The following is a 21,565-nucleotide window of genomic DNA, read 5'->3' as shown; positions in this document are numbered from 1 at the left end:
ATGAAAAAGATTGCCAGGCCCGAAGGGCGCGCGCCGGGTAAACGACTACAGCAGGTTCTTTCTCGGCGGCGGTACGGCGCACATCGTCCCGCGCTCTGGCCGCACCGAGCGATCGAATAGGTTCGGATGTCGACTAGACATCCATATCCGCGCCGTTATCGCTAAACGCATCGATCCCCGCCTCCGGCCGCCCGTCATGCGACAAGATCGCGGCGAACCATCGGCTGCTCTCGAATTGCGCGGTGGTGATCATGATCAACATGGTGAGCGGGGTCGCGAGCAGCGCACCCCAAACGCCCCACAGCAGCGTCCAAATACCCAGCGCAAGCAGCCCTGCGATCGGATCGATGTTCTGACCTTTAGCCTGCAGCCTAGGCAGGATGAAGTTGTGGGCCACGATGAAAATCGCTTCGATGGACACGAATACCGCGATGCCGTGCCACGCCGCGGAAAACTGCGCGAATGCGGAAAGCGCGGGCAACGCGCTGGCGATCAGCGGTCCGACGACAGGAATGAACGCAAGGATGAAGGCCGTCGCGCCCCAGAACGCCGTGCCTTTCACGCCGAAGGAGTAGCATGCGCCGGCAACGGCGATTCCGATCGTTCCATTGATCGCGAACTGCACGTTCATATAGCTTTGGATGCTGCTTGTAATGTGAACGATGATCGCTCGCTGCCTCGCCGCTCGCGCCGCATGGCGCGCGAGAATCTCGATTTTCGGATTGTCCTCGGCGTTGGGCACCGCCAGCATGAAAATCGCGATCAGCAGGGTCAACGAGATGATCTCCATCGGCTCATTGATGCTCGAAGCCAACCACTGGACAAGGCCCGACGAGTCGATGTGGCTGATGGCCCTGCTGAAAAATTTCGCACCCCTCATGCCGGTCGCGTGTGCGATTCGCAGCGACTCGCTATCGAGCCGCGAAACGATGACGGGCACTTGACGAATCACCGAGCCCACGCCTTCCGCGAGGACATAACAGATCACCACGATGAACGCGCCCATGAGCGCGCCGATCCCCACCCGCACCACCCATAGCGGCGCCTTGGGCAGCATGCGCGAAGTCGACGTGACGATCGCATCGCCCCATATTCGCAGCAATGCCGCGAGAAAGAACGGGACCAGCACGGGTTGGAGATAGTGCACAAGCGCCATGCCGGCAGCAACGCCCGTGACGGTTGTTGCCACCGCGGACGGTGTAGTTGAATTGGCCATTGTCGGAAGCGCTTTTCAATCGCTGCGATCATACCGCGAGCGCGAGAGCCCTGCCTTCAACAGGCCGCCTGGGAACTGCTCTGCGCGCCTGCCCGGATCGATGCTGCCGCTGACCCTACTCGAGCTCCAGCGCGTTCTCGACCAACGCGTCGATCGTCCCGTCATGCCGAAATCCGGCTGCTATCGCGCGGTGGTCGACCAAAGGCGGTTGCCGGCCGAAGACCCGCTCGATCCAATCGACCGGCGCGTAGTCGATCGTGAACGAACCGAAGCGCCGGACCAGCGCATCGACGATCGCTTCGACCGACAGATGCAGAACCGGCGGCGTCCAGACTCGGCTCGCATGCAAGCCTTCTTGAGACAAGCGTGCGGCGTGCAGCAGATTATCGATGCAGCATCCGCGCGACATCCACCATGCGGTCGCCGACGGGGAGACGGGGCATGTATAGGCTCGACGTTGCTGCGCCATACGGAAAATCTGACTCATGAAGGCCGAGCCATGGCCCGAAGACAGTTGCGGGCGCGCGACGATTCCCGGCAGGCGCAACGAACGCCCATCCAGCTTGCCGCGCCGCGTCCAGTCCGCAAGAACCAGTTCGCCGATCAACTTGTGCGTGCCGTAACTGATCGTCGGCCGTGCCGCGGTGTGCTCGTCCATCGCCGCCGGCAATGAATCCCCGTACACGGCAACGCTGCTCGCGAAGACAACGCGCGCGGCACACCCATGCCTCGTCATTTGCTCAGCCAGGCGCTCGAACAGCGCCAGCGTACCCCGCAGATTCACTCGATCGCCTTCGGCGGGTTCGGCTTCCGCCTGCGCGCCGGGCAGACTGGCCAGGTGAAAGACGACGTCGACGGCTTTCGATAAAACTGGCTCGAGCATTTCCGGGCGACCGAAATCGCCGGCAAGTTCGGTGATGCGTACCTGACCGTGCATCCCGTCGGAGGGCCGGCCACCGAACGTCCTGTCGACCAGGAGTAGCTCCGACACGTCGCCAGCGTCGGCGATACCCTCGCGCAATAATCGCGCGACAAGTGCAGTGCCGACGAATCCGCTAGCGCCGGTCACCATCACTCGCATGGCCGAGGCTCCTGCACGCCTGGAGACGGTGCGCGCACCACCCGTTGATCGATCGCGCCAAACGGTGCTTGCCCCGAATCGTCGCGGGCCGTCATCCTGACTCGATCGCCGAAGCGCATAAACCCCGTGCGTGCCCCGCCCTCGTCGATCATCTCGATGACACGGCGCTCGGCAATGCATGCGGATCCCGCATCGCGACCGACGTTGGACACCGTTCCGGATCCGACGATCGTCCCCGCCGAAAGCCTGCGCGTGCGTGCAGCATGAGCGATGAGCTCACCGAAGCCGAAGTTCATCTCGCGGCCATGCGGATGACCGAACCAGCGATCGTTCCATTCGACATTGAGCGTCAAATGAACACGGCCATCGCGCCAGTGCTCGCCGAGTTCGTCGGGCGTAACGGCAACCGCGGCAAAACTCGTGGAAGGCTTGGCTTGCAGGAACCCAAAGCCCGTCTTCATCTCGCGCGGGCCGAACGCGCGCAGGCTCCAGTCGTTCAATTGCACGATCAACCGGATCCGTCGCATCGCGTCGGATGCCGACGCGCCCATCGGCACGGACGCGACGATCACGCCGAACTCGCCTTCGAAGTCGATGCCGTCGGCCTCATCGGGCATGGGCACATCGCTGGCCGGGCCGAGGAAATCGTCGCTCGCGCCTTGATACATGACAGGCACCGTATCGAACTCGGGAATCGGCGGCGTATTGAACGCCTGCTCCATCAAGCGGCCGTGATTGAGAAACGCGGAAGCGTCGCACCACTGCGGGCTGCGCGGCAACGGCGCGGCGCACGCCGATGGGTCGAACGGCAGAGCGTCGGGCATGCAGCCGGCGTTCAGTGCGTCGTACCGCGCCTGCAGGCTGGGGGCGACTTCGTCCCATCGTTCGAGCGCATCGAGCAGGGTGGCGGCGATCGGCGATGCCGGGACGGCATGCCGCAGATCGCGCGACACGAGCATCAAGCGGCCTTGCGCGCCGCTATCGGGCAGCGTGGCGAATTTCATCGTGCGGCTCCCTGTGTATGCTGCGCAGGCTGGATGTTCGCCGCGAGGGCTGCGGCGATCGCAGGATCGTACGTGCCGTCGATCAGGACGAACAGCATTCGGCACGGGCGGCCGGAACGATTGGCCCAGGCGTGGTTCGTGCCACGCTGAATCACTACGCTGCCCGGCGCCAGCGCAACTTCTGCATCGTCGAGAATCAATGTCATTTCGCCTTCGATCACCACGCCGTAGTCGATCGACTCCGTGCGATGCATCAGCGGATGCGGCGAATCGGGCGTGACGGTGGACGCATCGGCGTCGCCGATCTGACTGAACGCAGCGCGCATCTTCGTCGCGCCATGTGCGAGCAATTCCGGCGTGTCCGGCGGAATATCGACGAAGCGCATTCGCGTACCGTGCTTCGGCGGCGGCAACATCAGCCCACCCGTCGTCGGATCCGGACCGTTGCTTACGGCCGCCGGCGTCTCCGACGTACTCCACACTTCATGAAAGAGCGTACCCGGAATCGCGGCGATCTCCACCACGGTAGGCAGCGGCCCATCGCATGCGAGAACCGCGCGGCCATCCGCGTCGTGACCGGTCACCACTCGACGTATCGCCGGAAAGCTCATGCTGCTGCCCCCGTGTCGTTAGCGTCGAAAATCGCCACCGCGCGGGTCCATCCCGCCGAGGCGCCCCGAATCTTGTGAGGGAAACAACTGACCATGAAGCCTATCGGCGGCAATGCTTCGAGGTTGTGCAGCTTCTCCAAATGGCAATAGCCGATGTCGCGCCCTGCCTTGTGCCCTTCCCAGATCAGCGACGTATCGCCTGTCTGCGCAATCTTCTTCGCGGTGTACGAGAACGGCGCGTCCCAACTCCAGGCATCGGTGCCCGTCAGACGAACGCCGCGCTCCAGCAGATACATCGTCGCCTCGTACCCCATGCCGCAGCCCGCATTGACATAGTCGCCGTGCCCATAACGCGAACCGGCCCGCGTGTTTACGACGACGATATCGAGCGGTTGCAACGTATAACCGATGCGCCCCAACTCGGCTTCGACATCGGCGGCCGTGACGACGTAACCGTCCGGAAAATGCCGAAAATCGAGCTTCACCCCCGGCTGAAAGCACCATTCGAGCGGGACCTGATCGATCGTGATGGAAGGCCGGGCCTCGCCCAGGCTCGCATCCATCGTCGAATGGAAATGCCAGGGCGCGTCGAGGTGCGTGCCGCTATGGGTCGTCAGCGTGACCCACTCCGCGGCGGCCGCCTCGCCGTCGGGATAGTCTTCAGGCTTCGTGCCCGGCAACATGGCCATGAATTCGGGCAGCGTGTCGCCGTGCTTTTGGTAAGTGATCTTCGGTGCGAGCGGCGGCGGATCGGAAAGGACATCGTTCTCGAGATAGATCGAGAGATCGACGAATCGGCGAAGGGGTTTCAAGCTTGGACTCCTCGCAAAACGGGGCGGCGTACGAGGCGCGAGAAGCAGAACACGGCCGCGACAGTGATGAGGACCGCTGCGATTCCGAGACTGCCGTAGCCCGAGTACTTGACGAGCGTGCCGCCAAGTACCGGACCGATCGCGGCGCCCACCATCAGCATCGCCGGTGTCGCGGCAACGGCGCGGCCCGTGTGGTCGATGCGGGCCAGCGTCCCGAACGCGAACGTGTGGGCGAAGATCATGACCGCGGCGAAGACCGAGGTCGCAGCCGCATACGGCGCGAACGTGGCGCTTTGCGTGATGATCAATGCGATCGCGGCCTGCACAATGGGCCCCATCTGAAGCACCCTACGCGGCGTGATCCGCGTTTCGAGCAGACCGGCGATGGGCGCGGGAAACAGATTGACGAAGCCGCAGGCGACCAATGTCGCCGTCACGGCATCGAAGGCAAAACCACGGTCGAGGCCGATGCGCTGGACGAAGCTGAACAGCATCGCCTGGGTCAGCCCCATGCAGCCGACGCCGACCATGCCGAACCACACGGCGCGCTCGAAGCGGGGCTCGTCGGTCTGCGCCGAGCGGTGCGGCGCGCGAAGCGACGGAAAGGCGATCCCGCAAGCCACCGTAGCCGCACCCATGACCCCTGTGAAGACGCGAAACAGCATCGGGCCCGAGTGCGCCGCGATCAATTTCGGGACCGCACCGAAAAACACGATGGCGAAGAGGCCCAGCGCGAGGCCCGCGAAGGCGAACAGGCGGTGCGGATTGCGGCTGCGGCCAATGGTGCCGTGCGTGAAACTCAGGCCGCATCCGACAGCCAGCCCCGCCACCGCGTGCAGCATGGCCATCGCCGGATAGCCGTCGATCGATGCGACACCGAAAAACGCCAGCGTCGCTCCCCCGAAGCCGATCGTCGCCATCAGGCGCGCCGGCAGACGATTCAAGCGCGGCGAAAAGAACAGACTGCTGAACACCGCGCCGCCGAGAAACAGCGTGGCGAGCAAGCCTGCTTGCTGCGGGTCGAGCCGATATGAACCGATCAACGTGCCGACCCAAACCGGCAAAGCAACCAGATCGACCATGCCCGCGCAATGCGCGACCAACAAGGCGCCGGTGCCGAGCGCGCCAAGCGGTCGAGCAGCGCCCGCGCCGACCGCCGAATCGGACTGCGCCGGGATCGTGGGAGAAATATTCGTTTCCATCGTGCCTCCGCGCGGTCAGATAGGTTGTGCGAGACGCATGTGCGTCTCGCGCATGATGCGGGTGTGTTCCGCTTTGTCGCCGCCCGCGATCTCGATGTCGCCGAGGCGCCCCGAGTTCTCCACGACCATGCGGCACCGTTCCCAGCGACGCGTCTGGAACGCTTGCAGCGCGCCCTCCACCGTCGCGCTACGCCCCAGCTCCTCGGCGAGGACTATCGCATCCTCCAGGCCGATGCCTGCGCCCGCCGCCATATGCGGCGTGGTCGCGTGCACGGCATCGCCGACCAGCACCACGCGCGAGTTGAACCACGGCTGCGGCAGCAGCAGGCTTTCGAGCGGGCGATAGTTGCACTGCGATTGCGGCCCGAGCTGCGCACGCACGGATTGGAGCAGCGGTACGTCGAACGGCGCCAGTAAATCCGACAGCATGCGCGGCCAAGCCGAGGGATCGATGTGCTCGTTCGTCGGCCTATCCTCGGTGACGAAGAGATACATCTCTTCTTGAGAAACCGGGTTGACTCCGGCCTTCACCTTCGGCCCCAGCCACATCGTCGCGCAGACGATGTCCGCCGGCCGCGGCACCACGGCGCGCCACACGCCTTGACCGGTGTAGCGCGGCTTCGGCGCGTCGGGGAACACGGCTTCGCGCACCTTCGAATAAAGGCCATCCGCCCCGACGACGAGCTCGTAGCTGCCTTGCGTGCCGTCCGTGAAAGCCACCCTCACTTCGCCGTCGCGCTGCTCGATCCGAGAAAACGTGCAGCCGAGCCGCACGTGCACACCGGCTGCCCGCGTTGCCTTGGCGAGAATGTCCGCCAGCACCGGGCGCATGATCGCGCCGCCTCCCGGCACATCGTCGCCGGCCACGCGCGGCGTGGGCAGCGTCCCGACCGGGTGGCCGCCCGCGGTGAACAGGTTAACGCCGTCGCCCCCGTAGCCACGCTCGAGGAATGCGTCGAGCACGCCGATCGAGCGCAGCGCACGCAGCGTCGGGCCGCCGATGCTGATGCCCGCGCCATAAGAGCGCCAGCCTTGATCGATCTCGACTAGATCGACCGCGAGGCCGAGCTTCGCGCACTGAATCGCCGTCGCCATGCCGGAGAAGCCTCCGCCGATGACGAGGACGTGTTGAATCGGGACGGTCATTGGGTGTCTCCTTCTTGCATCCGGTTCTGGTTCTGGTGTGGGTGTTTAATGCTCGTTCCGAGTCACGTTGATTCACGTTGATTCACGTCGACTCATCCCGACATCAGTACGATGTCGCCATCGCTCGTCACTTCGATTTCGACGGGCTCGAGACGCTGACCGAGGCACGGCCCGAGCAAGCACTCGCCGCTCGCAATGTCGAACTGCGCGCCGTGCGCGTGACACACGATGCGCGTGCCGTCGCCGTTCAGATAAGCGTTCTTGCGCCAGGCCATCGGCGTATCGCCGAAATGCGGGCATGCGTCGCGATACGCGTAAAGCTGGGCGCCGCGACGCACGATAAACAGTGTGTCGTGCCCCGCTGCGTCGGGATCGAAGCCTAGCGCCCCGGGATCGGTCAGATCGTCGACGTTCGCAAGGCGAATCGAAGGGAATCGCTTTGACACGGGCATCTGGGGTCCGCTATCGGCCATGGGCTATCGATCGGCCTTGGCGGCGGCGGGCGGCGGACCGCCCGGCGCCCACTTTTCACGGTGCTGGAAGAGGAACAGCTGCGACGCATCGGCGCTCATCGGCGCCTCGCGCGCGGCCCACTCGGCGTCATGCAGGTCCATGTCGGCGTCGTACTCGACATGGCACCCGAGCGGGCTGTTGAAGTACCAAAACCAGTTCGAGCCGAAGCGGTGACGTCCCGGTCCCCAGAACGACTGGTAGCCCTTATCGACGAAGCGCGTCCCCGCTTGCAGCACTTCGGTCGGCCCGCCCATATGGAACGTGAAGTGCTCGCAGCCCTTCATGAACGGCGGCGTCTGAATCATGAACAGCGTGTGATGGTCCAGCGTGCCGGCCGGCTGCAGGAACGGGCCAACGCCCGTGAAGCGATCCGTGCAGCGAAAGCCGAGACGTTCGACGTAAAACGCCTCCGCCTTGGCCGCGTCGGGCACGAAGTAGACGACGTGCGACAGCGTGCGCGGCGTGAGCACTGCATCGTCTTTCACGGCTACGACGTTCGGCGCACGTTGCGCCGGAGCGCCCGGCGCATTCACCGGTTCGGCCGGCAGGGACAGCGCACGGCGCGTGGTTACTTGGAAGCCGATCGCGAAGCCCATGTCGTCGATCGATTCGACCGATCCATCGGCGAGCTTGCGCACGTCTCGATCGCGGTGCAGGTCGCTCACGATCGCATCTAGCGTGGCGGCATCGGCAACACCGTAAACCGTCTTGCGCAACATACTCGCCGTCCCGAGCCCGGGCGGCAAATTACGATCGTCGCGATGCGCGATTTCGATACCCGTTCCGTCAAGCGCCTCGAAACGGCCTCCTTTATCGTCCTGGCGAACCGGAAGCAGGCCGTAGTCGATCAGATACTGGCTGCAGCCAGCGACGTCATCCACGCCGAAGACGAGCGTATCGGGTCCAATAATGTTCATGAAATAGGTCTGGTCTCGGTTTGAAAAGATCGGTGGGTCACAGCGCGGTGCGGCCGCCGAACGTCTCGGCGACCCAATCGGCGATGAAGTGCCCCGCGTTGATCGAGTTGTCGAAACTCGAGTGCTGCACGCCGCCCTCGCGCTCGGTGAAAATCTTCAGCGCTCGCTTCGGGCTGTTCACGAGCTGCTCGTAGGTGCGATGCGCCCAGGCAACCGGTATCTGCGAATCCTTCGAGCCGTGCGTGACGAGAAACGGCACCTCGATGCGATCGAGCACGCCGTCGAGATGCACGTCTTCGGCGATCCGCATGAAGTCGTCGATGTCCTTTGCACCCCAGACCCAGCAGACGTGCTTCCAGTAGTGCGGCACGGGGAAGTTGCCTTCGCGCTGTAGGCGCTTTTTCTGGACGTCGCGCCAGTCGTGATTGGCGCCCCACACCACGCCGCATGCGAAGCGCGGCTCGAAGGCAACCGCACGCGGACAGTAGTAGCCGCCCAACGAGACGCCCTCCATGCCGATCCGCTTCGCGTCGACATCGTCGCGGCCTTCGAGCCAGTCGACGATACGGCTTGCCCAGACTTCCGAGTTGTACACGGCGTGCAGGCCCTGTAGGCGAAGCGCCTCGCCGGTGCCCGGCTGATCGACGATCAGCGAGGACACCCCGCGCTGCGCGAGCCAGGCCGGCAGGCCCACGAAGTACTTCATCTCCTTGGTCGAATCGAGCCCGTTCACCTGCACGAGCAACGGACTGCGCGCGCCGGCATGCTGCGCTTTCACGAGGAGGCCGGACAGATGCTTGTCGCCGTAGGGAATCGAAACGCGTTCGCAGGCGTCGCCTTTTAGCGCGACGCCTTTATCGAAGGTATCGAGCGAACGCCGGTACAAGTCGATGCGGCCTGGCGCGTCGTGGGCGAGCATGCGCTCGGCCGTGATCAGATAGATGGAGGCCCGCTTATATTTTTCACCCGCCGACAGCAGCCGGCCTTGCGTTTCGTCTTCACGCGCGAGATCGCAGAGACGATCGGCCGTCGCGACCCATGCCTCTCGAAAGGCGCGCGTGCCGTCCGCATCGGGCTGCTTGGCCGCTTCCTGCAGCGGCGCGCACATGGCCTCGATCTCGCCCATGCGCGCGCCCATTTCGATAGCGAGATTGACCGACAGGTCCCAGACGTAATTGGTAGGAAAGTAACGGAACATGGCTTATTGCTTGCCTTGGTTGAAATTGCAGGTGGCCAGATCTCGACCTCACAGCGGTGCGTTGGCTTGCGCATCCGCATCCTCTTTCGCTTGCGCGCATGCAGGTCTCGCCGCCGCTCAGCCTTTGCGCCCGAAGCCCGGCCACAGCGGGATGGCGATGTTCAGCCAAACGCTGCTGCTCTTCGCCGTGTTCGCCGCATAGAGGCCTTGCTGATAGTTGACATTGACGTTCCAGCTTCGAGCGTCGTAGACCACCGACGGGCCGATGCCGAACGTTTTCATACGATTGCCCACGCTCACGCCGTTCGCCTTGTCGTCGCTGAACTGATTCAGATAGGCGCCGACCACACCGAGCTTCCATGGGCCAAAGTTCCAGCCGGCGCTGAACTCGGCGACGTAGCCGTCACCTGATCTGTAGTTCGTCGCGCCGTTCTTCGAGTTGAGCAGCAGGCGGTTCGCGACGGCGACGTCGATGCCGTTGGGCACGTTGTAGCGCACCGAAACCACCGGTTGGATCGAGGTGTAGCCCACGGCGACGCTCGACTTGACCGGGCTGTAGGAGCCCGTCTCGAACGCGAAGTCGAGGCCCGACGCAATCGCCAGGTTCTGGGTGAGATGCCATTCCAGCAGCGCCGGCGTCACCGTGATATTGGAGAGGCCGTTCTGCGTGCTCGACTGTCCGAACACGCTCGTATGCAGCGACACCACGGGAATCACCAACTGCGTATACACGTTCGCGCCGAGCAGGTGAAACGGATACGAAACCAAGAGGCGTGTCGTTTCCGAGTAAGCCGACAGACTGAATGGAATCGGCAGCTTCTTGCCGTCGTTGCCGTAGAGGCCGTTCGCGAACGTGTAGTTGAATTGCTCCAGCGCAAACAGGCCAGGGATGGGCGGCAGGTTGGCGATGTTCGTGCCTACGGCGCCCGCGGGATAGGGAGAAACCCCGCCCTCGAATGCTTGCGCTTCGTTCATCGAACCGGCGGCCAACATCGTGCAGCCGAAGACGGCCGCGATCAGTTTCTTGGACATGCTGTCTCCTCACCTAGGGGCGCTTGCGCCGCCTGGCGTCTCTTTAATAGTGAAAGCGTGGCGCTCACGGACGGCGGACCACGGTACGTCCGATCCAAAAGTGCCCTGACGCTGGCCTCCCGATGCGATGCGCTATGTCATGTCGCTTCGAGATGAGGCCTAGGTTAAGATAGGCCGAGCTATCCTAAAAATGGATTCGATCCATTGCCGATATCGATGGCGCCAATACTTTCAGGCTAAACCCTGATACGCGTGAGCGGAGACAGCACGCATGCGGTTCAACAAGCTCGACCTCAACTTGCTCGTGGCGCTCGATGCGCTCTTGAGCGAACAGAACATCAGCCGGGCTGCCGAAAAGATCCATCTGAGCCAGTCTGCGATGAGCAACGCGCTGGCGCGGCTGCGCGAATACTTCGACGACGAACTGCTTGTGCAGGTCGGCCGTAAGATGGAACCGACGCCGCGCGCCGAGGCGCTCCGCGACCCCGTGCGCGACATCCTCGTGCGCGTGGACGCGACAGTGGCGGCCCAGCCGGAATTCGTGCCGTCCCAGGCGCACCGCCTGTTCCGCCTGCTCGTATCGGACTACACGATGACGACGCTGATGCCGCATCTGTTCAAGCGCGCCTATGAGCAGGCGCCCGGCATCCGCTTCGATCTGCGCCCGCTCGTCGCCTATCCCCACCGCGTGCTGGAGCGCGGCGAAGCCGACCTGTTGATCATCCCGAAGGAATACCGCTCGACTGAACATCCGGCCGACTTGCTGCTCGAAGAGACGTTTTGCTGTGTCGTGTGGGATCAGAGCCCGCTTGCGAGGGGAGAGATAACGAGCGAGCGCTATATGGCGGCCGGCCATGTCGTCGTGCAAGTCGGCGATGGGCAATCGGCAATCGAAGATTGGTTCATGCAGCGGCTCGGCGTCGTCAGACGCGTGGAAGCTAGCACCTACAGCTTCGTATCGCCGGCCTATCTGGTGGTGGGTACGGACCGAATCGCCACGATGCATCGGCGGCTCGCCGAAGAGGCCGCGCGCGGTCTGCCGATCGTGTTACGCGACGTGCCGACCGCCGTTCCTACGATGGAGCAGTCGATGCAATGGCACAAGCATCGCACGTCGGACCCAGGGCTCACGTGGTTGCGAGCGCTGTTGAAAGAGGCCGTTGCAGAGATGGATAAAGCGCGGCAATGCGCTTGTGGACGCGGCCGCGATAGATAAGCAGGAGGATCCCCGGGCGCCGCAAGCCCCGGGGCAAGACATCGAAAGCCGTGTCGGCTTAGTTGCCGCTCACGTTGCCGGAATCGCCGAACGCCGCGCTCACGCGCTGGCGCAGGTCATCGCCCTTCGACTGAAACTGCGTTTCGATGCGGCGAGCGCCCGTGAAACGCTTTTCCCAGTAGCCGTCGTCCAGATCGTCGACGCGGATCGTGCTGCCCGTCGAGGGCGAATGCACGAACTTGTTGCCGCCGATGTAGATCCCGACGTGAGAGAACGTGCGGCGCATCGTGTTGAAGAAAACCAGATCACCCGGTTTCAAGTCGGCCATGCGGACCTTTTCTCCCACGCGGCTCATCTCCTCGGCACGACGCGGCAGCGCCATGCCGAGCGTGTCTTGGAACACGTAGCGCACGAAGCCGCTGCAATCGAGCCCCGAATCGGGCGAGCTGCCGCCCCAGCGATAGCGCACGCCGATCATGTTCAGGGCGCCGACGACGACGTCGCCGGCCTTGCCTGCCATGCCGGACAGAAACGCCTTAGCGCGACCGCCGGTGGTCGTTTCGGTGGACGATTGCGAGGAAGCGAGAGAAGAGGACGACACGTCCGACTGCATCTGAGCCGGAACGGGTGAAGCGATCTGCTGTGAACTGTTTGTTTCTTCTGCGAACGCGCCGGCTGTTGCCGTCATCAACACGCCAATGAACATCCCGGCGACGACGCGCGTACAAGCCTGGGCAAAATATCGGTGCTGCATTGGTCGGTAGGTTTTGCTTAAGAATCAGTGAATTGCGAAAAGTTTGGACGATACTAGCCACGATGTTACCGAATGTCAAAACAAATTAATAAAAACAATCGGGGTAGCGTCTCAATTGCCGTGTTTCACTCTTGCAGGCTCGCCTTCAGGAGTTTTCGCGTATACGGATGGGCCGGATTGGAGAAAATTCTTTCTACCTCCCCCGTTTCGACGATGGCTCCGTCTTGCATCACGGCCACCCGATGCGCCATCGCGCCGATGACGGCGAGGTCATGGCTGATGAATACGAACCCCAGGTTGTATTTGTTCTGAAGCGTCGTTAATAGGGTCAACACCTGCTGCTGAATCGACACGTCGAGCGCGCTCGTCGGCTCATCGAGGACGAGCAGGCGCGGCTCGAGCACGAGCGCCCGGGCGATGGCGATCCGTTGACGCTGGCCGCCGGAGAACTCGTGCGGGTAGCGGGCGAGCGCCGTCCGGTCGATCCCCACTTCTCGAAGCACCGCGATGACCTTCTCGCGGCGCGCCGACTCGGTAAGCTGCGGCCGGTGCAACGCCAAGCCCTCCCCCACGATGCGCTCGATCGTGTGGCGCGGCGACAGCGAACTGAATGGGTCTTGAAACACGACTTGCATGTTCGAGCGCAACAGCGTCTGCTCGCGCCCCCGATAGCTCGACAGCGGCCGCCCTTGGAATTCGATCGACCCGTGCGCCGTCCGCTGCAGCCCGAGCAGCGCCATCGCCAGCGTCGACTTGCCCGAACCCGATTCGCCCACCACGCCGAGCGTTTCGCCCTGCCGCACGGTGAGCGTCGCGCCGGCCACGGCCTCGAAGCGTCCGGAGCGGAACCACCCGCGAAGCCCCGGCAGCTTTGTCGGGAACGAAACGGACACGTCGCGGGCATCGAGAACCACCGGCGAGATCGGCAACACCGGCGCCACGTGCCGCTGCGGCCGGCTCGCGATCAATCGCCGCGTGTACGGATGCTCCGGCGCCTCGAAGATGCGTTCCACGGGGCCGTTCTCGACGAGCTTGCCGTGCTCCATCACGGCGACGCGCTGCGCGAACCGGCGCACGAGGTTGAGATCGTGCGTGATCAACAGCACCGCCATGCCGCGCTTTTGCGCCTCCTCCCGCTGAATGTCGAGCAGCAAATCGACGATCTGCGCGCGAATCGTGACATCGAGTGCGGTGGTCGGCTCATCGGCCAGCAAAAGGCGCGGCCGACAGGCGAGCGCCATCGCGATCATCGCGCGTTGGCGTTGTCCGCCGGAGAGCTGATGCGGATAGCTGAGCACGCGTTTATGCGGCTCGGTCACGCCTGTGCGCGCAAGCAATTCGACGGCGCGCAAGCGGCCTTGCTGCGGCGACACGCCTTCGTGCGCGACGATGGTCTCGGCAATCTGCTCGCCAACCGTGAAGAGCGGATTGAGCGCCGTCATCGGCTCTTGAAAGATCATGGCGATCTGCGAGCCGCGCAGGCCCTGCATGGCGCGCTCGCTCTTGCCCTGCAGATCTTCGCCCGCGAAGCGGACCGCGCCGTCGACTTGCGCATCGCGCAGCAACCGCAGGATCGAGAGCGCCGTCACGGTTTTGCCCGAGCCCGATTCGCCGACGAGCGCGACGCGCTCACCCTGCTCGATCGAGAAGGACACGTCGTCCACGGCGACGGTTTCGCCGAAGGCCACACGCAGGCGCTCGACCGCAAGCAGCGGTTCGCCCGGCGCTTGCCCACCGAGCCCGCCGGGCCCGCCGAGTCCATTTCCCGCGCCGGTCGGAATCGCATTCATTGGTTCCCTCCCGCGCGCATGGCGTCGGCGATGCGTGTATCGAGCGCGTTGCGCAGTGCATCGCCCATGAAGGTGAGCAGCAGCAGCGTCGCGACGAGCACGCCGAACGTCGACAGCGAAATCCACCAGGCGTCGAGGTTGGCCTTCCCTTCCGAAAGCAATTCCCCGAGGCTCGGCGTAGGCGCCGGTACGCCGAGCCCGAGGAAATCGAGGCTCGTCAGCGCGAGAATCGACCCGCTCATGCGGAACGGCAAGAACGTGATGACGGGCGTCATGCTATTGGGCAGGACGTGCCGCCAGATGATCTGCCAGTTCGAAAGCCCCATCGCGCGCGCCGCGCGCACGTAATCCTGCGTGCGGTTTCGCAGACACTCGGCCCGCACGTAATCGGACAGCCCTATCCAGCCGAACAGCGACAGCAGAACGACGAGCAAAAGGAAACTGGGCTCGAAGATCGACGCGAAAATGATGAGCAGATAGAGTTCGGGCAACGCGCTCCATATCTCGATCAGCCGCTGGCCGACGATGTCGATGCGCCCGCCGAAATAGCCTTGCACCGCCCCCGCGACGATGCCGATCACGCTGCCGATGAGCGTCAGCACGAGCGCGAACTCGACCGACACGCGAAAGCCGTACAGCAACCGCGCAAAGACGTCGCGCCCCTGCGCATCGGTGCCGAGCCAGTTCTCGCGCGACGGCGGCGCGGGATTCGGCTCGCGCGAGAAGTAGTTGAGCGTGTCGTAGTAATAGTGATTCGGCGGATAGATCGCGAAATTGCCCGGCATGGCGAGCCGGCGCCGCACGTACGGATCGAGGTAATCGGCCGGCGTGGGGAAATCGCCGCCGAAGGTCGTTTCGGCGTAGGTCTTCACGATCGGAAAATAAAGCTGACCGTGGTAGCGCACGACGAGCGGCGTGTCGTTCGACCACAACGGTCCCGCCAGGCTCGCGGCGAACGCGACGACGAATAGCACGAGGCTCCAATACCCGAGGCGCTGGGCCTTGAAGCGCCGCCAGATACGTCGCATCGGCGTGGGCGAAGCGAGCACGCTGGCAAGCGCGTCGCGCGGTTGCGCATCGGAGTCGGTACGAGGGCGAACTTGACTCAAGTCAGCGCTCCAGTTGTTCGAATTGAATGCGCGGATCGACCCACACGTAGCACAGGTCCGACAGCAGCTTCGTGGCCAGCCCGATCAGCGTAAAGATGTAAAGCGTGCCGAGCACGACCGGATAATCGCGGCGCACGACCGATTCGTACGAGAGCAGTCCCAAGCCGTCGAGCGAAAACAGCGTTTCGATCAGCAGGCTGCCCGTGAAAAACGCGCCGATGAACGCCGCGGGAAACCCGACCACCAGCGGCAGCATCGCATTGCGGAACACGTGCTTCCAGAGCACGCGCTTTTCGCTCAAGCCCTTCGCTCTCGCCGTCAGCACGTACTGCTTCTTGATCTCGTCTAGAAAAGCGTTCTTCGTCAGCATCGTGACGACGGCAAAACTACCGACGACGGAGGCCGTGACAGGCAGCGCGATATGCCAAAGGTAATCGACGATCTTGGCACCGACGCTCAGCTGCGAAAAGTTATCCGATACCAAACCGCGCAGCGGGAAGATCTGCAGGAACGAACCGCCGCCGAACAGCACGAGCAGCAGCACGCCGAGCACGAAGCCTGGAATCGCGTACCCGACGAGGACGACGAGGCTCGTCGCCGTGTCGAACGGCGAGCCGTTTCGCACCGCTTTGGCGATGCCGAGCGGCACCGAAATGAGGTACGTCAGCAGAAACGTCCACAAGCCGATGCTGATCGATACGGGCAGTTTCGACACGACGAGCGACCACACGCTCTGATGATGAAAGTAGCTCTGGCCCAAATCGAACCGCGCGAAGCGCGAGAGCATGAGCCAGTAACGCGTGAGCGGCGGCTTGTCGAAGCCGTACAGCGCCTTGAGCTGGGCGAGCTGCTGCGCATCGACGCCCGAGTGCGCGCGCAGGCCGAACGGCGGCGCCTGCCCTTCTTGCGCCGAACCCTTGCGCAACTCGTATGCCGCTTGTTCGACGGGCCCGCCGGGCACGAACTGGATGACGGCGAACGTCACCGTCAACACGCCGATGAGCGTCGGAATCATCAGCAGCAATCGTTTGAGGACGTAGCTCCACATTTTCGTGACCCGTGGATGAGCAATGCGCGATCGAAAGAAAGTTCGTATCGACGAAGGGGTGCGTTCAGTGCGTGGCGGCCGCGTTCGAGCCGGCGGACGAAGGGGCCATCCACCAGGTCGAAAGGATCCAATCGCTTGCCGAATAGTACAGCGGCAGCGTCGCCGGATAGCGAAGCGCTCGCTTGTAGGCGACGCGATGGGTCGTGCTGTACCACTGGGGCACCACGTAGTAGCCGTGCATGAGCACCCGATCGAGGGCGCGCGCCGCATCGACGAGCTGCTCTCGCGTCTGCGCGTGCAAGAGCGTGCGCAAAATCGAATCGACGGCCGGCGACTTGAGTCCCATCAAATTGTCCGAGCCTTGCTCGTCGGCCGATTTGCTGCCGAACCGAGACACTTGTTCCGTGCCGGGCACCTGAACTTCGGGAAAGCGCAGCGACGTCATGTCGAAGTCGAACGTATCGAAGCGCTTTTGGATCAACGCGAAGTCGACGGTGCGAAACGTTGCCTCGATGCCGAGCTTCTTCAAATTGCGGATGTAGACGCTCGCGACAGGCGCCATCGCCGCGCCGGAATCGTCGAGAATTTCGAAGGCGAACGGCTCGCCCTTCGCATTGCGCAGCGCCCCGTCGCGATAGTGCCAGCCCGCTTGCGCGAGCAACGCGCGCGCCTTGAGCAAATTGGCGCGCAGCGAACCGGGGGGATCGGTGTTCGGCTGCACCGTCATCGGCCCGAATACGGCGGGATCGAGTTGCGCGCGCAACGGTTCGAGAATCGCCAGTTCTCCGGCGCTCGGCATGCCGCTCGCCTGCTGAGGGCTATCGGCGAAGTAGCTGTTCAAGCGCGTGTAGCCGCCGAAGAACAGCTGCCGGTTCAGCCACTGGAAGTCGAACGCGAGATCGAGCGCCTGCCGCACGCGCACGTCCTGAAACAGCGGCCGCCGCAGGTTCATGACGAAGCCTTGCATCCCGGCGCCGTTGTGCTGTCGAAACTCGTGCTTGACGAGTTCGCCGTTGTCGAACCGCTTGCCCACGTCGCGTCGCGCCCAGTTGCGCGCGATGTACTCGACGAGCGCGTCGTATTCGCCGGCCTTGAACGCCTCGAGCCGCGCCGTGCTGTCGGCGTAGAGCTTGTACGTGATGCGATCGAAATTGTTCATGCCCACGCGCACGGGCAGCGCGGCGCCCCAATACGACGGATTGCGCCGGTACGTGATCGTATGTCCGTCGTCGTAATGATCGATGACGTACGGCCCGCTGCCGATCGGCTGCTGGAACGCCAACTGATCGAACGGCACGTGCTTGCCGTCGGGCTCGAGCCCCCACTTGCGGGAAAAGATGGGGATGCCGCCCGCGATCAGCGGAAGCTCGCGGTTCGGCTGGCGGAACTCGAAGCGGATCGTGGCCGGATCGACCACCACCGCGCGCGTGATGTCGCCGAAGAACACGGCGAACTGCGGCGCCGCCTTCGGGCTTTTGAGCGTATCGAACGAATACTTGACGTCCTCGGCCGTGACGGGATCGCCGTTCGAGAAGCGCGCGTGCGGATTCAAATGGAACGTGACCGAGAGCCGATCGGGCGCGATGCGAATATCGTCGGCGAGCAAACCATACGCCGAGGCCACCTCGTCCGAGCTGCCCGTCGTGAGGCTCTCGAACAGCATGCCGATGCCCGGCGCGGGATTGCCGCGCATCGTGAACGGATTGAACTTGTCGAAGCTCGTGAGCCGATTTGGATTAGCCAGCACGAGCGTGCCGCCCTTGGGGGCATCGGGGTTCACGTAATCGAAGTGCTTGAAGCCGGCCGCGTACTTCGGCTCGCCGAATTGCGCGATCGCATAGACCGCATGCGCCGGCGAGGCTGCGGCAAGCGCCCCGACGAAATAGCACGCGAGCAGCAGACGCCATACGAAAAAATGGCGGGCATATCGCGGCGTGTGCAGGCGCCGGCCTATCGTCGTCGTCACCGTCATCGGAAGATCGGAAGTGGCAATGTGAGAGAATTCTACCCAAACCGCACCCGCCACCGCCGCGCAGCGCCTACGCGCCCGGCGCCGGCACCGTCAACGTTAGGAGAATTCATGGGCTTTCTCGCTGGAAAACGCATTTTGCTGACCGGTCTGCTGTCTAACCGCTCGATCGCCTACGGCATCGCGCAAGCGTGCAAACGCGAAGGCGCGGAACTCGCCTTCACGTATGTGGGCGATCGTTTCAAAGACCGCATCACCGAATTCGCCGCTGAATTCGGCAGCGAACTCGTCTTTCCGTGCGACGTGGCGGACGACGCGCAGATCGAAGCGCTCTTCGCCTCGCTGGGGCAGCATTGGCCGACGCTCGACGGCCTCGTGCATTCGATCGGCTTCGCTCCCCGCGAGGCCATCGCCGGCGATTTTCTCGACGGCATGACGCGCGAGAACTTTCGCATCGCGCACGATATCTCCGCATACAGCTTCCCCGCACTGGCCAAGGCCGCTTTGCCGCTGCTGTCGGACAATGCATCGCTGCTGACGCTCTCGTACCTCGGCGCCGAGAAGGTCGTGCCCAACTACAACACGATGGGCGTGGCCAAGGCTGCGCTCGAAGCGTGCGTGCGCTATATGGCGGGGTCGCTCGGCGCGAAGGGCATGCGGGTGAACGGCATTTCGGCGGGCCCGATCAAGACCTTGGCTGCGAGCGGCATCAAGGGCTTCGGCAAGATTCTCGACTTCGTCGAGCAAAATGCGCCGCTCAAGCGCAATGTGACGGTGGAGCAAGTCGGCAACGTCGCGGCGTTTTTGCTCTCGGATCTCGCAAGCGGCGTAACCGCGGAGATCATGCACGTCGACAGCGGCTTCAACTCGGTCATCGGCGGAATGGCCGGCGAAGCAGCCGAGTAATAAGGCGGGTTGTCGCCGGCGCTGCCTGCTTGTGCCGGCGGCGCCAGCCCGAGCGCTTAACTCCGCACTAAAATCGCTTAGCTCCCGGTCAATCAAAAAAACCGCCTGCGGCATGCCGAGGCGGTTTTTTTCATCCGGCGCGCGACGATCGCCGCGCGTCAACGGCTCAACGCCAGCCGCGATGCTCGCCGCGGTCGTGGTCCCAATGGCCATGCCCTCTGGGGCCGTGATCCCAGCCGCCATGATGACGGTACCAATCGTCGCGGTCCCACCAGCGACCGCCGTCCCAGTACCGGTCGCCATGCCAGCCGATGATGATCGCGGGCGCCGGGGCATACACGGGCGCCGGCTGATAAACGACCGGCGGCGGAGGCGGCGGCGCATAGACGGGCGCGGGGGCGACATAGACCGGCGCCGGGATGCCGATGTTCACGCCGATGTCGACTCTCGCCATCGCCGCAGTGGATGCGCCGATCGCGAGCGCGCCAAGGGCCAACGAAACGATGCGAGTAGTGGGCTTCATGATTTCACCTTCGAATATGTAGCGTGGTTGGGTGCAACTATAGCGCGGCGCATTCGATAGGCGTATTTCAAACTTGTAACTCTTGCTGCAGAACATCCAAGCGCGGCTGGTGATTTTCGGTAAATTCTTGGCGCCCTCGGACGGTCGCGGATTTGGATGCACTGCCCGATTTACGCGAGCCACGCTACGGCGCGAATCGCTCATCGGCGCAGCTTCACAACCTCCGACTACCGCCGCGCTAGACTTCGTTTCCGCCCGTTGCCGGAATCGAATCGTGGAAACCTTTGAATGGATCATCGTGCTGCTCATCGCGGCAGCGTTCCTTGCCGAGCTTGCCCGTAGGATCGGCGCCCCCTACCCCACGCTGCTCGCGCTCGGCGGCGCCGGTATTGCCTTCCTGCCCGAAGCCCCACGATGGACGCTGGACCCGCAGCTCGCCTTGACCTTGTTCGTCGCGCCAGTCTTGCTCGATGCGGCTTACGACGCGTCGCCTCGCGACCTGCGCGCCAATTGGCGCCCCGTGGCCGGGCTCGTGATCGCGGCCGTGGGCACGACGGTGGTAGGCGTCACGCTGGTCTGCCACTGGCTGGTGCCGGATATGCCGTGGGTCGTCGCGGTCGCCCTTGGCGCCATCGTCGCACCGCCGGACGCGGCCGCCGCCACGGCCGTCATGCGTCAGGTGAGACTGCCGCACCGCGTGCTGAGCATCTTGGAGGGCGAGAGCCTTTTGAACGATGCCAGCGCGCTGTTCGTTTACCGTTTGGCGTTGCTCGCGGTGACCGCTGGACATCTGACGCTGCGTGACTACTTGCCCGTATTCATGTTGACGGTGTTCGGCAGCGTCGCGGCGGGGATTGCTTTGGGGTTCGTCCTGCGGCCGATCACCACCGCGCCGGAGCATGCTCCAACGTCATTGATTTTGCAGTTCGCGGTCACGTTCGGCGTCTGGATCCTCGCTGAAAGAATCGGTCTTTCCGGCATTTTGACGATGGTGGCGTTCGCCATGACCATTGCCCGTGGCGGCGGGCCGCGCATCCCCGCGCGAATGCGCGTGTCCATTCTGACCGTTTGGGAGACAGCCGTCTTCGTCCTGAACGCACTGGCCTTCGTGTTGATCGGCATGCAACTGCGCCCGATTTGGGAGCGCTTGGGCAGCGGCGCATCGCGCATCGAAGCGGTACTCGTCGCCTTGGTCGTACTCGGCGTCGTCATCGCCACGCGGTTCTTGTGGGTCATGAGCTACAGCGCAAAGGCCATCCGCCAAAACAGGAACCGTGACCCAGCGAGACGCGCAAAGCGGTCGTGGGGCGGCGGCCTCGTGGTCTCTTGGGCGGGCATGCGAGGCATCGTTACGCTCGCTGCCGCGTTCGCCGTCCCGCAGACCCTACCCGACGGCTCGCCGTTCCCGTACCGCGACCTCATCGTGTTATGCGCGTTCGTCGTCGTGATCGGCACGCTCGTGATTCAAGGGCTCACGATGAAGCCGATCATTCGCTTGCTGAGCTTGTCGGACGACAA

20 protein-coding genes are annotated in these 21,565 nt (G+C 63.8%); 3 read left to right on the top strand and 17 right to left on the bottom strand.

Annotation, left to right across the window (positions count from 1 at the left end; translation table 11 throughout):
* Window positions 1-133 precede the first annotated feature (133 nt).
* The 11 genes from ACTHNR_RS09805 to ACTHNR_RS09755 form a co-directional block, all read right to left on the bottom strand.
* On the bottom strand, window positions 134-1,216 hold the full coding sequence (locus ACTHNR_RS09805; protein ID WP_440547394.1) for an AI-2E family transporter: 1,083 nt from the start codon (window positions 1,214-1,216) through the stop codon (window positions 134-136).
* A 115-nt stretch (window positions 1,217-1,331) separates the two neighbouring features.
* Window positions 1,332-2,297 (bottom strand): NAD-dependent epimerase/dehydratase family protein, encoded by a 966-nt coding sequence (locus ACTHNR_RS09800; protein WP_440547393.1) that lies wholly within the window; start codon window positions 2,295-2,297, stop codon window positions 1,332-1,334.
* Window positions 2,288-3,301 (bottom strand): fumarylacetoacetate hydrolase family protein, encoded by a 1,014-nt coding sequence (locus ACTHNR_RS09795; RefSeq protein WP_440547392.1) that lies wholly within the window; start codon window positions 3,299-3,301, stop codon window positions 2,288-2,290. Before ACTHNR_RS09795 ends, ACTHNR_RS09800 begins: the two co-directional genes overlap by 10 nt.
* Entirely contained in the window at window positions 3,298-3,912 is a 615-nt protein-coding gene (locus tag ACTHNR_RS09790; RefSeq protein WP_440547391.1) for a cupin domain-containing protein, read from the bottom strand. The genes ACTHNR_RS09795 and ACTHNR_RS09790 overlap by 4 nt, the downstream gene beginning before the upstream one ends.
* The gene (locus ACTHNR_RS09785) at window positions 3,909-4,724 is read right to left on the bottom strand and encodes a cyclase family protein (protein ID WP_440547390.1); all 816 of its coding nucleotides are present in this window, start codon (window positions 4,722-4,724) and stop codon (window positions 3,909-3,911) included. Before ACTHNR_RS09785 ends, ACTHNR_RS09790 begins: the two co-directional genes overlap by 4 nt.
* On the bottom strand, window positions 4,721-5,926 hold the full coding sequence (locus ACTHNR_RS09780; protein ID WP_440547389.1) for an MFS transporter: 1,206 nt from the start codon (window positions 5,924-5,926) through the stop codon (window positions 4,721-4,723). The genes ACTHNR_RS09785 and ACTHNR_RS09780 overlap by 4 nt, the downstream gene beginning before the upstream one ends.
* 15 nt (window positions 5,927-5,941) lie before the next feature.
* Window positions 5,942-7,072 (bottom strand): FAD-dependent oxidoreductase, encoded by a 1,131-nt coding sequence (locus ACTHNR_RS09775; RefSeq protein WP_440547388.1) that lies wholly within the window; start codon window positions 7,070-7,072, stop codon window positions 5,942-5,944.
* A 92-nt stretch (window positions 7,073-7,164) separates the two neighbouring features.
* Complete coding sequence (locus ACTHNR_RS09770; protein WP_440547387.1) at window positions 7,165-7,545, bottom strand: Rieske (2Fe-2S) protein; 381 nt, start codon at window positions 7,543-7,545, stop codon at window positions 7,165-7,167.
* Between the two features lie 3 nt (window positions 7,546-7,548).
* The gene (locus ACTHNR_RS09765; RefSeq protein ID WP_440547386.1) at window positions 7,549-8,502 is read right to left on the bottom strand and encodes a VOC family protein; all 954 of its coding nucleotides are present in this window, start codon (window positions 8,500-8,502) and stop codon (window positions 7,549-7,551) included.
* A 37-nt stretch (window positions 8,503-8,539) separates the two neighbouring features.
* Window positions 8,540-9,700 carry an alpha/beta hydrolase family protein gene (locus tag ACTHNR_RS09760; RefSeq protein ID WP_440547385.1) on the bottom strand — a complete coding sequence of 387 codons (1,161 nt, stop codon included), beginning with the start codon at window positions 9,698-9,700 and terminating at the stop codon, window positions 8,540-8,542.
* Window positions 9,701-9,817: 117 nt separating this feature from the next.
* A complete protein-coding gene (locus ACTHNR_RS09755; protein ID WP_440547384.1) occupies window positions 9,818-10,732 on the bottom strand; it encodes a SphA family protein in 915 nt (304 codons plus the stop codon).
* A gap of 271 nt (window positions 10,733-11,003) precedes the next feature.
* Here ACTHNR_RS09755 and ACTHNR_RS09750 point away from each other — a divergent pair, with 271 nt between their 5' ends.
* The gene (locus tag ACTHNR_RS09750; protein WP_440547383.1) at window positions 11,004-11,948 is read left to right on the top strand and encodes a LysR family transcriptional regulator; all 945 of its coding nucleotides are present in this window, start codon (window positions 11,004-11,006) and stop codon (window positions 11,946-11,948) included.
* 58 nt (window positions 11,949-12,006) lie between these two features.
* On the opposite strand, the gene ACTHNR_RS09745 is transcribed toward ACTHNR_RS09750, so the two are convergent.
* The 5 genes from ACTHNR_RS09745 to ACTHNR_RS09725 form a co-directional block, all read right to left on the bottom strand.
* Window positions 12,007-12,702, bottom strand: coding sequence for a C40 family peptidase (locus ACTHNR_RS09745; RefSeq protein ID WP_440547382.1), 696 nt, complete (start codon window positions 12,700-12,702; stop codon window positions 12,007-12,009).
* Between the two features lie 125 nt (window positions 12,703-12,827).
* Window positions 12,828-14,492: an ABC transporter ATP-binding protein gene (locus ACTHNR_RS09740; protein ID WP_440547381.1), complete on the bottom strand. Its 1,665-nt coding sequence runs from the start codon at window positions 14,490-14,492 to the stop codon at window positions 12,828-12,830.
* Window positions 14,489-15,520 (bottom strand): ABC transporter permease, encoded by a 1,032-nt coding sequence (locus tag ACTHNR_RS09735; protein ID WP_440547395.1) that lies wholly within the window; start codon window positions 15,518-15,520, stop codon window positions 14,489-14,491. The genes ACTHNR_RS09740 and ACTHNR_RS09735 overlap by 4 nt, the downstream gene beginning before the upstream one ends.
* Window positions 15,521-15,602: 82 nt before the next feature.
* Complete coding sequence (locus tag ACTHNR_RS09730; RefSeq protein WP_440547379.1) at window positions 15,603-16,649, bottom strand: microcin C ABC transporter permease YejB; 1,047 nt, start codon at window positions 16,647-16,649, stop codon at window positions 15,603-15,605.
* A gap of 64 nt (window positions 16,650-16,713) precedes the next feature.
* On the bottom strand, window positions 16,714-18,621 hold the full coding sequence (locus ACTHNR_RS09725; RefSeq protein WP_440547378.1) for an extracellular solute-binding protein: 1,908 nt from the start codon (window positions 18,619-18,621) through the stop codon (window positions 16,714-16,716).
* A gap of 108 nt (window positions 18,622-18,729) precedes the next feature.
* Between ACTHNR_RS09725 and fabI the strand changes: the two genes are divergently transcribed.
* Window positions 18,730-19,524, top strand: a complete 795-nt coding sequence (gene fabI / locus ACTHNR_RS09720) for an enoyl-ACP reductase FabI (protein WP_440547377.1) — start codon at window positions 18,730-18,732, stop codon at window positions 19,522-19,524.
* A 166-nt stretch (window positions 19,525-19,690) separates the two neighbouring features.
* Here fabI and ACTHNR_RS09715 read toward each other — a convergent pair whose 3' ends face one another.
* Window positions 19,691-20,047 carry a hypothetical protein gene (locus ACTHNR_RS09715; RefSeq protein WP_440547376.1) on the bottom strand — a complete coding sequence of 119 codons (357 nt, stop codon included), beginning with the start codon at window positions 20,045-20,047 and terminating at the stop codon, window positions 19,691-19,693.
* A 274-nt stretch (window positions 20,048-20,321) separates the two neighbouring features.
* On the opposite strand from ACTHNR_RS09715, the gene ACTHNR_RS09710 reads away from it, so the two are divergent.
* Window positions 20,322-21,565 (top strand): cation:proton antiporter (locus ACTHNR_RS09710; RefSeq protein ID WP_440547375.1); only part of this gene is annotated, 1,244 nt, incomplete at its 3' end.

This window comes from Trinickia sp. (genome assembly GCF_051954495.1).
GTDB lineage: Bacteria > Pseudomonadota > Gammaproteobacteria > Burkholderiales > Burkholderiaceae > Trinickia.
This window is presented reverse-complemented; position numbering and strand designations above follow the sequence as displayed.